This is a genomic window from Actinomadura rugatobispora, assembly GCF_055379765.1.
Window position 1 is genome coordinate 10,704,166 of sequence record NZ_AP029191.1, and the last position, 13,046, is coordinate 10,717,211.

Annotated in this window: 12 protein-coding genes; 6 read left to right on the top strand and 6 right to left on the bottom strand. The window is 68.6% G+C overall.

The window, feature by feature from the left end; all coding sequences use genetic code 11:
* The first annotated feature begins 46 nt into the window (after positions 1-46).
* Positions 47-682 (top strand): prepilin peptidase, encoded by a 636-nt coding sequence (locus ACZ466_RS47810; protein WP_378281275.1) that lies wholly within the window; start codon positions 47-49, stop codon positions 680-682.
* A 32-nt stretch (positions 683-714) separates the two neighbouring features.
* Here the strand turns inward: ACZ466_RS47810 and ACZ466_RS47815 are convergent, their stop codons facing one another.
* From ACZ466_RS47815 to ACZ466_RS47825, 3 genes are all read right to left on the bottom strand, one after another.
* Positions 715-1,644: a hypothetical protein gene (locus ACZ466_RS47815; protein WP_378281276.1), complete on the bottom strand. Its 930-nt coding sequence runs from the start codon at positions 1,642-1,644 to the stop codon at positions 715-717.
* Positions 1,641-3,125, bottom strand: a complete 1,485-nt coding sequence (locus tag ACZ466_RS47820; RefSeq protein WP_378281277.1) for a hypothetical protein — start codon at positions 3,123-3,125, stop codon at positions 1,641-1,643. Before ACZ466_RS47820 ends, ACZ466_RS47815 begins: the two co-directional genes overlap by 4 nt.
* A 352-nt stretch (positions 3,126-3,477) precedes the next feature.
* Positions 3,478-4,782, bottom strand: coding sequence for a PI-PLC domain-containing protein (locus ACZ466_RS47825; protein WP_378281278.1), 1,305 nt, complete (start codon positions 4,780-4,782; stop codon positions 3,478-3,480).
* Between the two features lie 641 nt (positions 4,783-5,423).
* Between ACZ466_RS47825 and ACZ466_RS47830 the strand changes: the two genes are divergently transcribed.
* From ACZ466_RS47830 to ACZ466_RS47840, 3 genes are all read left to right on the top strand, one after another.
* Positions 5,424-7,034: a substrate-binding and VWA domain-containing protein gene (locus ACZ466_RS47830; protein ID WP_378281279.1), complete on the top strand. Its 1,611-nt coding sequence runs from the start codon at positions 5,424-5,426 to the stop codon at positions 7,032-7,034.
* 237 nt (positions 7,035-7,271) lie between these two features.
* Entirely contained in the window at positions 7,272-7,700 is a 429-nt protein-coding gene (locus ACZ466_RS47835; protein WP_378281280.1) for a hypothetical protein, read from the top strand.
* 83 nt (positions 7,701-7,783) lie between these two features.
* Entirely contained in the window at positions 7,784-8,314 is a 531-nt protein-coding gene (locus tag ACZ466_RS47840) for an RDD family protein (protein ID WP_378281281.1), read from the top strand.
* Between the two features lie 370 nt (positions 8,315-8,684).
* Here ACZ466_RS47840 and ACZ466_RS47845 read toward each other — a convergent pair whose 3' ends face one another.
* On the bottom strand, positions 8,685-9,221 hold the full coding sequence (locus ACZ466_RS47845; protein ID WP_378281282.1) for a hypothetical protein: 537 nt from the start codon (positions 9,219-9,221) through the stop codon (positions 8,685-8,687).
* A 49-nt stretch (positions 9,222-9,270) separates the two neighbouring features.
* Here ACZ466_RS47845 and ACZ466_RS47850 point away from each other — a divergent pair, with 49 nt between their 5' ends.
* Complete coding sequence (locus tag ACZ466_RS47850) at positions 9,271-9,732, top strand: MarR family winged helix-turn-helix transcriptional regulator (RefSeq protein WP_378281283.1); 462 nt, start codon at positions 9,271-9,273, stop codon at positions 9,730-9,732.
* A 64-nt stretch (positions 9,733-9,796) separates the two neighbouring features.
* Positions 9,797-10,744, top strand: coding sequence for a TIGR03619 family F420-dependent LLM class oxidoreductase (locus tag ACZ466_RS47855; protein ID WP_378281284.1), 948 nt, complete (start codon positions 9,797-9,799; stop codon positions 10,742-10,744).
* A 58-nt stretch (positions 10,745-10,802) separates the two neighbouring features.
* Here ACZ466_RS47855 and ACZ466_RS47860 read toward each other — a convergent pair whose 3' ends face one another.
* Positions 10,803-11,843, bottom strand: a complete 1,041-nt coding sequence (locus tag ACZ466_RS47860; RefSeq protein ID WP_378281285.1) for a BtrH N-terminal domain-containing protein — start codon at positions 11,841-11,843, stop codon at positions 10,803-10,805.
* A gap of 403 nt (positions 11,844-12,246) precedes the next feature.
* On the bottom strand, positions 12,247-12,852 hold the full coding sequence (locus ACZ466_RS47865) for a TetR/AcrR family transcriptional regulator (RefSeq protein WP_378281286.1): 606 nt from the start codon (positions 12,850-12,852) through the stop codon (positions 12,247-12,249).
* Between the last annotated feature and the right edge of the window lie 194 nt (positions 12,853-13,046).

The window sequence follows — 13,046 nt, forward strand, 5'->3', positions numbered from 1 at the left end:
CCGCGCCTCGCCTTCCGACCGGCCGAGCGACGCAGGGAGCACGGACATGCACACATGGATCATCGTCGCGGCGGCCTCGGCCGGCCTGGCCGTCGGCTGGTCGGCGGCGCCGATGGCCGGCCCGTACGTCGACGGGGTCTCCCGCGCGAACCGGACGGCGATGGCCGTGGCCACGGCGGCGGGATGGGGGGTGCTCGGCGGGTTGCTCGGCTCGTCGGTCCTGCTGGCCGCCCTGCTCTACCTGGCGGGAGTCGGAACGCTGCTCGCGTTCATCGATCTGCGGGTCGAGCGGCTGCCGGACCGTTTCACGCTTCCGTCGTACGGCGTCGCGTCGGCCCTGCTCGCGCTGGCCGTTCCGTTCACCGAGGGAGGCGTCGGGCGTCTCGTGCACGCGTGCGCCGGGATGGCGGCCCTGTTCGCGCTGTTCGCCGTCCAGGCCGTCCTGGTACCCGGCGGGATCGGGCTCGGGGACGTGAAGCTCGCCGGAGTGCTCGGCCTCTACCTCGGGTGGTTCGGCGCGGCGACCTGGTGGACGGGCCTGCTGACGATGTATCTCCTCGGTGGAGTCGCGGCGTTCGCGGTCATGGCGGTCCGGCGGTCGCGGGCGGGCTCGATCCCGTTCGGGCCGTCCATGCTCCTCGGCACGCTGGCCGCGATCATGCTCGAACTCCCGGGAAGCTGAGCGGCGCCCGTCCCCTCGGGGCGGACGGGGCGTCACGGACGGCGTCGGCGCGGAGCCGAGCGCCACGGAAACCGCGGAACCAGCAGGCAGGCGAGACCCGCGACGCTACCCGCCATCAACCAGAGCCACAGGCCCCGGCCTCGGGTCTCCAGGACGTCGTTCCCGGCGAACGGGAGTGCGAGCAGCGTCGAGGCCAGGGGCAGGAGGGGTGGTGCCGCGGCCATCGCCACGAGGTGTCGCCCGCGCGTCATCCGATCGCTCCGGAACGTCCCGATGGCCACGACGGAGGCGGCCACGGCCATGGCGGACGCGCGCGGTCTCCACTGGTCGAGCTCTCGCAGCGTCATCAGGGCGCCCTCGATCTCGCTCGGCCATATGAGGTCCGCGGGATCGGGTGCCAGCACCCGGTCGACGATCGACTGGCCGATCAGGTCGAGCCCGAGCATCAGCGCTCCAGCCAGGACGAGCACGTTCATCCACCGGTGTCGCAGGGCCAGGACACCCAGGCACGCCCCGGCGCCGACGGTCAGTTCCGCCACCAGCGCGGCGACGACGAGGGAGGCGGAGTGCGGCGTCCCGAACAGCGGGTTCAGGATCATCATCGGGAGGACGATCATGCAGCTCAGCAGGGTGACGGTCAGGGCGATCTGCCCCTCGTGAGACAGCACCGGCGACCCACGGCCGCCGCTCGCGGTCGCCACCCGGACTGCGAGCGCGGTGGCGACCACGACCGCCGCCAGCAGCCCGGGCGCCGTCGCCTCGACCACCGCGTCGTTGACCATGCCGACGGAGCCCAGGCCGGTGATGCCGATGCCCCAGCGGACACCGGCCAAAGCCAGCCCGACGACGGCGAAAGCGACGAGCAGCGCGAGGAGCGGGCCGCCGGGACCGGCCCGCTCGGGGCGGGCGCCGCGCGCGGCGGTGCGCAGCTCCGAGGACGAGTAGGGGCGGGGCGACGTCATGGCCGGCTCGTTCCGGGGTCCCGGTCGGTGCGGCAGATCCAGGGACGGGACACACCGGTCTTCGGGTCGACGATCCGCGCGTCCGTGAGCGCGGTCCGGACCGTCTCGGTGCTGTTCTCAAGGCCAGCGATCTTGACGCCGGGGGTGAATCCGAAGTCCGCTCCCTTCTTGCTGCTGTCGCGGTCGTAGGAAAGCGTGGAGATCTTCCCCTTCTCCTGGATCAACACGGCGAGCTCATCGGCGAGCGACTGCATCTCACCCTGATATCCCGCGCCGGCAGCGGGGGGCGCGATGTATTTCTGGATCACTTGCTGAGCGTGCGGGTCACCCTGGAGCGAGATCTCGATGTGCGTGAACGCGTTACCGCCGCCGCCCTTCGAGTAGGACAAGGTCCCCTCGGGATTGTCCTTCCTGAGCTCCCACTGGCCGCCGGCCGGGCTGGGAGTGGGCAGGCTCTTCGGATCCTTGAACTTCAGTTCCCAGGTGGCGCCGGCGTTCAGATTGTGGTTGGAGCCGGAGTCGGTCACGATGGTCGCCGTCTTGGGAACCTTCACCTCTTTGCCGTCGGGAGTCTGCACAATGTCATAGGTGATGGAAACGGTGGATCCGTCGGACCAGTCCTTCGTCGCCTGCAGGGCGAAAGAGGGTAGCCATTTGTTCTCGGTCTTGGCCTCGCCCGTGGCTCCGAGAGTGACCGCGTTCTTGCTCATAAATGTTTTGATCTCTTCATTTTCACTGGTCGTCGTGGTGCCGACCTCGTGTGTTTCCTCGTATATCCCGCCGACCTTGGCCTTTACCTTGCCCGCGGAGAACGACAGGCTGCCATTGATGTACCCGTTGGTGCCGGTACCCTTTGAGATGGTGTATTTGATGCCCCACTGGTCGGCCATCGTGTACTTGAGCCTTTCCGCCTCGATCAGGCCCTTGAGGGGACCCTTGCTCTTGACCAGCGTGGTCCGCTGCCTCTCGAATTCGGCATGGAAAGCCTGACGCTGGGCCTCGTTGGCGAACTTCCAGGTCGTCGACGCGGTCTTGCTCCATTCATTGCCGCCCGCGATTGTAAGGCCGGTCTTCTTGTCGTTGATTTTGTAACCGATGCCGGTCTCGACATGGATTCCATTCCTGTTTTCGCTCCCGTCGACCTCCCACACCTCGCCGTCCGAGCGCTGGATGACCACCTTCTTCTCCTTCTCTTTGTGAGAGTAAAGAAGCACCTGCACGGATTTGGTTTTTTCTACCGAGGTATCAGCCACGGTGCAGGGCGGATCCGGGGGCGGTGGTGGCGGCTGGGGGAGCGCGGCCTCACCCGCAGGACAGGATCCCTGTGAAAATATTCGACAAATAGAGGATTCAACCTTTTGCGGCCACGATCCGGCAAAGGTGCTGTTCAGTCCGAGAACCACCACATTCACCACGGCAATGAGCGCGGCGTATTCGATTTTCGAACCGCCCTTGTCGCGGGGCCGGCACTCCATGTTCACCAGAGGATCCTGTCCCGCGGAAAAGACCAGGTGAAGGGTCCCGAGACCCAATCGCGGCCCTGGGTCCCCCGCTGGGCCCGCGGTCAAGCCCGATGACGGGTCGGCCCTGGATGGCGAGGGCCCGCTGCTGAGGTGCTGCGCTCGCGGTATCGCTCCGCGGTCTGGCCGTCGGCTGGTCGGCGGCGCCCCCTGGACGGGCGGTACGCCGGTGACGTCCCCCGGTGGAGCCAGGCGGCGATGGCGGTGGCCACGGCGGGGGGGGGTGGGGCTTTCGGCTGTGTTGGCCGCCCGCGTCCTCATACCTTCCAAATATCGGAATATCCGCGCAAAGTCGCTGACAAGAATCTCGGTGTCAGCGTGGCGGGTAGGTCTTCTTTCCGCACTTCTTGAGGAGCCAATCGCGGGTCTGTCCGAGATGGTTGGTCACGTAATAGTCCAGGCCGGCCTCCTCGGCGGCCTGCCACCAGTTCTTCTGCAAGCCGCCCTCGCATCTCTGGTGCCCCGGCCGCTTGATGCAATTATAGAATTTCCCTTTCCATCTTTCCCAGCCGTCCGGGGCGTTCCAGATGCGGACTTTTCGGCCATTGGCATGCGCGTTGGTGACTAGATTGTTCAGGTATTGGTGTTCGGTCGGGTCGATGGTGTACCTGCCCTTGGGGCTCCGGTCCACGCATTTGTTGAAATCGCCGTTCAGCATGACGACCCGGTTGGCGATTCTCGCATCATAATTCTTGTTCCTGGGGTTGAGCCAATCCGGGATAGCGCATTGATCCCCCAGGCTCGCGGAGAAACGGATATTGACCGGCATGGGTGTGTCGCCGAGCGTGTTACGGTCAGGGTCGTAATTCTCCGGCATCGGAAGGATCACGTGCACGTTCGATGCCAGCGGTGGATTGAGCGAGTTGATGTCCTTGGCTACCTGCTCATAGGCTCCTGACTTATCTTTGTCCTTGGCTTCGATGATGAGTTCGAACGGATCAGTGTACCCCGGGTAGACCCCGCCGTTCTCTTTGATCCTCTCGGTCAGCGGTTTGAGATAGAGTTCGAGAAGTGTGTCGGCTCTACTGCCTTTCGGGTCGTCGTGCTTGACTTCCAGCCTGCCCCCGTTCTCAAGCCAGATGTCGGCCTCCACGCTTGTCGCTCCGTTGTCGAGCGCATCGTCGAGTGGATGCTCGTTCTCGTAGTCATTGTGGGCGTGCAGCCTTTCCACCCAGGGCACGGTCCGGTCCAACTGGCAGCGCGGACTCGCGATCGGTGGCAGTGGCGGGGGCGGTTGTGGGCCGCCCGGCGGAATGTCGGGGGCAAGCGGGGTATCCCCGCCGTCGACCAGCGGCCGCCCTGTGATCCGCGGTTCGGCCCCGCCGCGACGAGCCAGCACGTCTTCCCCGCACTCACCGCCGAAGGCGCGGCAGAGGGCGGTCTTGCATTTATCTACCAAAAGGTCGGATGTGCCGGACGTGAAGAGGGCGGCGGCGATGGCGGAGACGAGCAGCAGTATTCCCAGATATTCGACTGCGCCCGCACCCTGGTCTCGGCATTTGTGAACCACTCGGCATCCTTTCGGTTTGCCCTTGTCTTTGATCAGTTGGGCGGGTTCATCGTTGTTCCGCTGCCTTTCGGTCGCCTGCTGCGGGGGCGCAGTGATCGCTCGGAGCACGCTTTGAGTGTGCGGGTCATCCTGATAGGTGATCTCGAAGTACGTGGTGGTGCTCCCGCCGACGCCGCCCGGACCCGCTCACCCCGGACAGATCCTTCCTAGGAGAGACGCGGCATATTCGGTTTCCGAGCTGCCTCTATCTCGGCTCCGGAACTCCTTGCTCATCATCGGATCCTGTCCCGCTGAGAAGGCCGGGTGAAGGGCCCTGAGGCCCAGTCACCGCCTTGGTTCCTTGATGGGCCCGAGGCCCCAACTCCTGACCAGAGACGCTTTTTTGGGCCCAGGGGCCCATCCGCGCACCGTCCGGTGCCGCTTCAATGGACGGCATCATGCAGTCATCCGGTCAGGACGGCGACGAAGTCCCCAAGCTGCCGGCGTTGCCGTACGCCGTCGAGGAGGGGGGACCGGCCGGCAACGCGTCACCAGAGCCCCCCGCGTCGGCCCCGCCTCCCCCCCGGCCGGCTCCGCCTCCCCCCCGGCCGGCTCCGCCGTCGGCCCCGCCGCCGGCCGCACTGGCCCCGCCTTACGCCGTGCCGGTCCCGCCTTCTCCCGCGCCGGTCCCGCCGTCGGTGGCGCTGGCACCACTGTCGAGCCCCGGGCGGTCGACGATCGCGAACGATCGCCGTCCGGCTCTCGCGCCCGTGAAGCGCCGTGCGCGCCGCCGACCACCGCTCAGCGTGGTGATCGCCGTCCTGGCCGTCCTGGTGGCCTCGATGGTCGGAGTGGGCCTGTCGCGGCTCGGCGGCTCATGCGGAGAGGGGGAGAAGGAGACGCTGCGGCTCGCCGCCGATCCCGCGATCGCCCCGGCCGTCACCGCCACGGCACAGCGCTTCGACGACCGGTGCCTGGAGATCGTCGTCACCGCCGCGCCGTCGGCCGCCTCGGTCCTCACCCTGGGCGGCGCCCGGCGTGAGAGCAGGGCGGACGCCTTCATCCTCGACTCGTCCCTGTGGCTGGCGATGGCCGGAAGCGCGGCACAGCGGACCGGGGCCGCGGTCCCGCGTCCGGTCGGATCGGCCGCCCTCTCGCCGCTGGTGCTCGTCCGGTCGCAGGCGACGCCTCCGCCGCCCGGCGGCCTCACCTGGCGTTCCCTGCGCCGCGACGCCCACAGCACGGCTTACGGGCTGCGCATCGTCGATCCGGAGTCGGACGCCAGCGGCGTGGCCGCCCTCCTGATGGCACGGCGCGGTGGCGGGGACACGAGCCTGGCCGGCTTCACCGACATCCTTCGGGAGGCTCAGTCTCACGACAGCAACACCGTTGCCAAGGATGCCGGAGCCGCCCTCGCGAACCTCGCGCGAAGCAGCGACAGGTCGGTGCTGGCCGTGTCGGAACAGTCGGTCCGGCGGCATGCCCGTACGGGCGGCGCCCCCGTGGTGGCGCAGACTCCGGGCGACGGAACGGTGACCCTCGATTTTCCCCTGATCGTCCACGGCTCGGCCAGGGCGGACGACGCGAAGCGGTTCCTCGCCGAGCTCAACTCTCGCCGTGGCGCCAGGGAACTCGCCAAGATCGGTCTGCGGCCCGCGAACGACCGGGCCGGGGGAGCGACGATCGACCCGAGGGCCACGCTGGAGACGCTCGAGATGTGGCGCCGGATGCGGCTCGGCACCCGGATGCTCACGCTCGTCGATGTGTCGGGGTCCATGGATCAGCAGGTTCCTGGCACGGGCGAGACCCGCATGACGATCACGGCGGGCGAGCTCACCAAGGGCATCGCCCTGCTCCCCGACGAGGCCGAGGCCGGGGTCTGGGCCTTCTCGACCGGCATGGACGGTACCCGCCCCTACCGGTCGCTGGCCCCCGTCGGCAGGCTCGGCGGCGTCAGCAGCGCGGGCACCCACCGGGCCGCGGTCCAGCAGGCGCTGGGGCGGCTGCGTGCCAAGCCGGACGGTGACACGGGCCTCTATGACTCGATCCTGGCCGCGTTCCGGACGATGAAGGCGGGTTATCGGGCCGACATGATCAACATCGTGCTGGTGCTCTCGGACGGCCGGAACGACTTCGCGGGCGGCATCACCGAGACGGCCCTGCTCGGCGAACTGCGCAAGGAGTACGACCCGGCGCGCCCCGTTCAGGTCATTGGCCTGGCCTTCGGCCCCGACATCGACATCGCGGCCCTGAAGCGCGTCTCCGAGGCCACCGGCGGCACCGCGTACCGGTTGCGCGACCCCCGCGAGATCCTCGAGCTCTTCGGCCGTTCGGCCGCCCTCAAGATCTGCGACAACCCGGGCCGCTGCCCCACAGGCTAGATGGTCCACGGCACATGCGGCCGCGGCCCCTTCCGGCACGCCGGCCGAGCCGCCGCCACCCGCCCGCATTTCCATCGGGAGTACCAATGCCGGCAAAATTGCATTTATATCGTAGTGGCGGGGATTCGGTCAAACCGGCAGCTGTTCTTCTTTGTGGCCGGACAATTTGCAAAGGTTGATTGGCGTGTGCTGATATAGAGTAGTCCAGGGTAAAGAGTAAGAAGGGTACGACCCACGATGCGTTCGACGCTGAGTGCCACGGCATTCGTGCTGGCCGCCATCCTGCTGTCCGGCTGCGGCGATGACGGCGATGGAAAGGCCGGTGCCTCGGCACAGTCCCCGGCAGGGAACGCCCAGGCGACGCAGCCCGTAACGGCGGAGCCGAAGGGCGGGCTCGCTGGCACTTGGAAGCCGATTAACAAGAGCCCGATCGCGACGCTCACGATCACAGGCGACACGGTGCGGACCACTGGGCAACTCGCCTGTCCCGGAACGGTCACCGGCGCGGACACGGCGGAACCGGTCCTGACCCTGAAATGCACCACGGAGAATGCCGAGCGCAAGCGCGGCACCCTGAAACTGAAGCCGGACGGATCGGCTCTCGTCATCTCCTGGGACGGCCCCGCCTGGGGAGGAATGATCGACAGCCTGAAGCGGGCCGGCTGACGACTCAGGCGAATCTTCCAGCGGAGACCGCGGATTCGACGTCACAGAATTCCCTTTCTGTGCGACAGGCGAGGAGTACCGGAATGAACGAGGCCCCGCAAGCGCCGTACGGTCACCCGACCCGGCCGCAGCAGCCCGGGGCTGCGTATGCGCCGCCGCAGCCCTGGGTTCCGCACGTGCCGCAGCATCCGCCGTACGCCGGCTGGTCGCAACGCGCCGGCGCCTTCCTCCTGGACGTTCTGATCAACTTCGGCCCGTTCTGGCTGCTGGTCCTCATCGGCGGGCTGATCGATGACATGAGTCCGGGCGACAGCGGCGAAGTCGTCGGAGCGATCCTCGGCTGGGCGGGCATCCTCGCCATGATCCCCGCTGTGACGTTCCAGTTGGTCCGCGAGGGCCGGACCGGGCAGACCGTGGGCAAGAAGGCCCTGGGCATACGAGCGGTTCGCGACCGCGACGGCCGAACGCCCGGCATCGGGCTGGCCCTGGGCCGCCGGCTGGCGCAGTTCCTGAACTACCCGCTGTTCGGACTGGGCTGGTGGTTGGCCCTCGGAGACCCCAAGAAGCAGACGTTCGCCGACAAGATCACCAGCGTGGTGGTCGTCCGGGCCTAGCCCGACGAACCAGCCCGGCGGCCGGCCCGACGGAGGCCCCTTGGCCGCGAGGCTCGAACTCGGGGTGAAGTTCCACTCGTCGTCAGCGGCGTGCCCCCGGGAGCCGATCTGGACGGCTCCGGAATCGGCGTCCTGGAATCGCGGATATCCGCAGCCGTCATCGGCCGTCCCGACTCGTCGCGACGGCCCTTCACGTCCCACCGCTGCGCGGATGCGGAAGTCATAGCGGTGCGATGTTCCGCGCTTGCCGACACCAGTCGTAGGCGGCAATGCCTGCCCTCGCCGCCGCGTCCACGACCGGCCGCGCGCTGGTGCGGGACCACCTCGTCAACGTGCTGCCGGGACGACAGGCCGGATGCGCAGGCGTCGATTATGGTTGGGGCGTGCGGGGGCGGCGATCGTGTACGGCCGGCTCGGCGGGCGTGTAGGTGACCACCTGCCGGGCCGCGAGCACCATCCACACGAAGGTGAACGCGATCACCGTGGGATTCTTGATCAGCAGCAGCACGGCGGTGTAGAGATCCTCACCGCCGCTTGGGATCCAGTCGCGGATGATCTGTTCGGGAATGACGTCGAAGACCATCACCAGCCCGCCCAGCATGGCGGCCTGCAGCATCAGGCTCGGCCATCGCTCCCGAAGAAACCGGGCCGGGTGACCGGAGTCTCCGGTGGACTCCCGCCCGAAGGCCAGGCGGACGATGAGTCCGATGAGCAGCACCCGTGCGAGGAGCGTCAGCGTTTCCATGACGACCGGAAGCGGGCCGGGCAGGTCCGTCTGTACCGATACGAACCGCTCCAGGCCGGGGACCAGCGAGATCCCGACGATGAGGACCGGATGGCGGCGGTAGAAGCCCAGAGCCTGGGAGGGCACCTCAACGGCGGTGCGCGCCTGGAGGGAGAGTGACATGTCCTTCAGTCTACTAAATATTTCAGTCAACTAAAGCAATGGAGATCGGATGGAGTCGAGCGGAAGCACCGCGGGCCAGGGGGCGAAGTTCGGGCGGGAACTCAGCGCCGCGGTCGTCTTCTTCCATGAGGCGGTGGGACGGCACCTGGGGCTGAGCCCCACCGACCAGCGCGCCCTGACGCTGATCGACCTGCACGGGCCCATGACGGCGGGCGAACTGAGCCAGCTGACCGGTATCACTCCGGGCGCGGTCACCGGACTGGTGGACAGGCTGGAGCGCGCGGGTCACGTCAGCAGGCAGAACGACCCACGGGACCGGCGGCGCGCGGTCATCGCGGCCACCCACGAGGCCCCCGAAGCGGTCTCGGCGGCCTTCGCCGAGTTGGGCGGGAAGATGGCGGCCGTCGTCGCCGGGTACGACGAACGTGAGCAGGCCGCGATCGCCGACTTCGTCCAGCACATGATCGATGTACTGAGAGAACAGACCCGCCGCCTCTCGGACACCCGGTGACCGGCCTACACGCCCGCGAGCGCCTCCCCATCCGAAGAAGGACAAAGCAGAAGGTGGAGACCTCATGACCGGCGCACGGATCCAGCTCTCGACCGGCGTGCGCTCCTTCTCCGCCACCGATCCCGGGGGCTGGGACCACCTCTTCCGCCAGGCCCGGCTCCTCGACCAGGCCGGGTTCGACCGGCTGTCCGTCTCCGACCACGTGGTCTTCGGGGAACGGCTGGAGGCGTACGCCCGGCCGGAACTCGGCGGCCAGGCGGGCGGGCGCCAGCCCACCGGCCCGGACGGCCACTGGCTGGAACCCCTCACGACCCTGTCGGTCCTGGCCGGAATGACCTCCCGGATCCGGCTGGCCACGGGCATCCTTCTGGCCGCGCTCCGCCGCCCCGTCGTCCTGGCCAAAAGCGCCGCGACCCTGGACGTCCTGTCACGCGGAAGACTGGACCTGGGCGTCGGAGTGGGCTGGCAGCGCGAGGAGTACCAGGCTGCCGGACTGGACTTCGAGGATCGAGGACGCCGGCTCGACCAAACGCTCGAGGTCTGCCAGACCCTCTGGCGCGACACGCAGGCCACCTATTCCTCGCCCGACCTGCACTTCGAGAACATCCACATGATGCCCAAGCCATTCCAGACGGGCGGCGTCCCCATCTGGATCAGCGGCACCCTCAATCCCCGCGTGATAAAACGCCTGGCACGCTTCGGCACCGGCTGGATTCCCTGGGGACCCGACGCCGCCGACCTCCCCACGGCGATCGCCCGCCTGCGCGACGCACTCGCGGACGAGGGCCGGGACCCCGCGAACCTCCAGATCGTCGGCCACATTCCCACCAGCACCCGCCCGGACGGCCTCCTGGACGTTCAACGCACCATGGACGCCGTGCCACCGCTGGTCGCAGCCGGGGCCACCGACCTGCGTCTCAATCTCCGTATCCCCGCCGACGACGCCGAAGCCGCCGAACACCTTCATGACATCGTCCAGGCATTCCGCGCCGCGGCCGACCAGACCACGTAACCGAGGCTGATGTGGTCGACGACGCTGGGATGCCTTCGAGGGATGTCGTAAGTCTGACTCACGAGTGGGACGGCTCGGGCGCGGCGGCGGCCAGCTTCCGGGTGGCGCGCTCCTCCAGTGCCGGGAGGGCGGCCGCCTGATCGGCGATCGCCGCGTGGTCCGGCTGGGCGGCGCCCGCGGCGGCGGCCAGCGCGCTCCACGCCTCGGCGCAGGCGGCCCAGGCCCGACCGGCCTCGTGGAATGCCTCGTCCCCGGTGATGGCGGCGACGTCGTGGCAGAACCCGGCCTGCAGGCGCCGGAAGAGGCCACCGCCGGTGCCGGCCTTCTCGATACAGATCCGCACCATCGTGTACATGGTGGCGAGCGTCTCGGGGGCGTGCCGTTCGGGCCAGCCGGCCACCTCGGCGGCGAAGTCCCGTACGCCCGCCAGGCCGGCGGAGTAGCCCGCGATTTCCAGCGGCGGCTCGCCTGACTCGGAGTTCCCGCCGCTCATGTTGGCCACCCCCTGCGCCGCCGCCTCCCGGGCCAGCGGAAGCAGGTCGGGTAGCCGCTCGGGGAACCGCATGGGGAAGGTGGCATGGCGGTTGGGGTGCGGGAATCCGCGCGAATCGCGGGCGTGGGCGAGCGTCTCCAAAGGCACCTGCTGGATCTCCTCCCGGTCGTTGTCGGCGACCCAGGCGACCCCGGCCGCGGCGTCGTACCCGACCACGACGATGTCGTGCCGGGTGTTGGTCAGCCGTACGCGCAGGTAGGGGAGCCGGAGGATGTCGGCCCAGATCATCACGGGCCGGCCCGCGTCGAGTTCGGCGGTGACCCAGCCCCATCCCTGGACGGGGTCGTCGGTCTCAAGATGCTCGACCTCCACGCCCAGGCGGCGGCAGAGATCGAACTCCAGGTCGAGAGTGCGGCCGCCCAGATAGATCGGCGGGTTCAGGCCCGGGATCTGGAGGAACTTGAAGTCCAGCCCGCCGCTGAGGCCGAAGACCAGCGGCTCGCTCGGCGGCCCGGCCCAGCCGAGTCCGGCCCAGTCGAGCAGATCGCGCAGGGCGCCCGAGCCGCAGTGCCCGGCGAGCCGGTGCGGGTAGTCCTCGATCCTCACGCGGCGCCTCCCGAGAGGTGGTGTTCCCGCCTAACCGAATCACGTTCAGTCTTTCTTGGCCACTGGCCCCCGGCCATGGATTCTCTCCAGGTGCCCGGCGCGCGTGTGGCCTCTGCTCGAACGGGGGAGCAGGCGGGGGTGAGCTGCCGCACGCCGCCCCCAGCCGGGTCACCCAGCCGTTCTGGGAGGGATGGCCCGCGAGCAGCGCACGTCGTGAACGTCGAGATCACTGCCCCGCAGACCTCGCGGCCGATCGACGTGCGCTTCGACGTCGAGGTGTACGGCACGTACTTGGGCGTCGTCGCCGACGAGAACCAGCGGTCGCCCATAAGGGGACCGGTCCGCGGACACGCTGCTCGGCCTGCCCGCCGGCAACGTCCTCAACTGGCGGCGCGGCAGGGCCCTACCGCAGGTCCGACGCGATGGAGTCGATGAAGCGGTCGGCGATCCGGTGGACGTCGCTCATCTCGCCGGAGCCGAAGAGCGCCCGGAGCGTCAGCGTGTGGATGATGGCCCAGAGCATCATCGCGGTGTCCTCGGCCCTGCCCGGGCCGAGGACGTCGAAGAGGCCGGTCAGCCTCGCCAGCGAACCTTCGCCGATGTCCGCCATGAGCTTCTTGGCGTTGGGGTCGGAGGCGTTCTGCAGGATGATGAGCGCCCTGAAGAACTGGGGGCGCCGTTCGAGGGCGCCGATGACCGTGTGGATGTAACCGCGGACGCGCTCTTCGGCCGGGCCTTGAGAAGGAGACTCCGGATCGTCGCGGCCGGCGGTCGACCACTCGTGGAGGACGCAGGCGTACAGGTGCTCCTTCGACGAGAAGTACCGGTACAGCGTGGCCCTGGCCACGTCGGCCGCCTCCGCGACATCGCGGATCTGGATGTCGTCGTAGTCCTGCTCCGCCAGCACCCGGCCCGCCGCCTCGACGATCCGCTGCCAGCGCGCGCGTTGCCAAGCGGGCAGGCGCTCGACGGCGAGGCCGCCGGCCCGGCTCGCTGGGGGCGTTGACATGGAGCGTCCTCGACTGGGGCGGCGACCTGGACTGGCGTGATTCTAACCGCCGGTCACGGATAAGCCGGGCCACGAGCATCAGGGGCCGTGGCGTCCACGCCCCGGAGAGGCCCTTGACAAAACTGAACTCCGAGTTCAAATTGGCGCCAGTCTGGGCCCCGGCGGCCGTATGAGGCCCCGAGCATTCCGGTCTC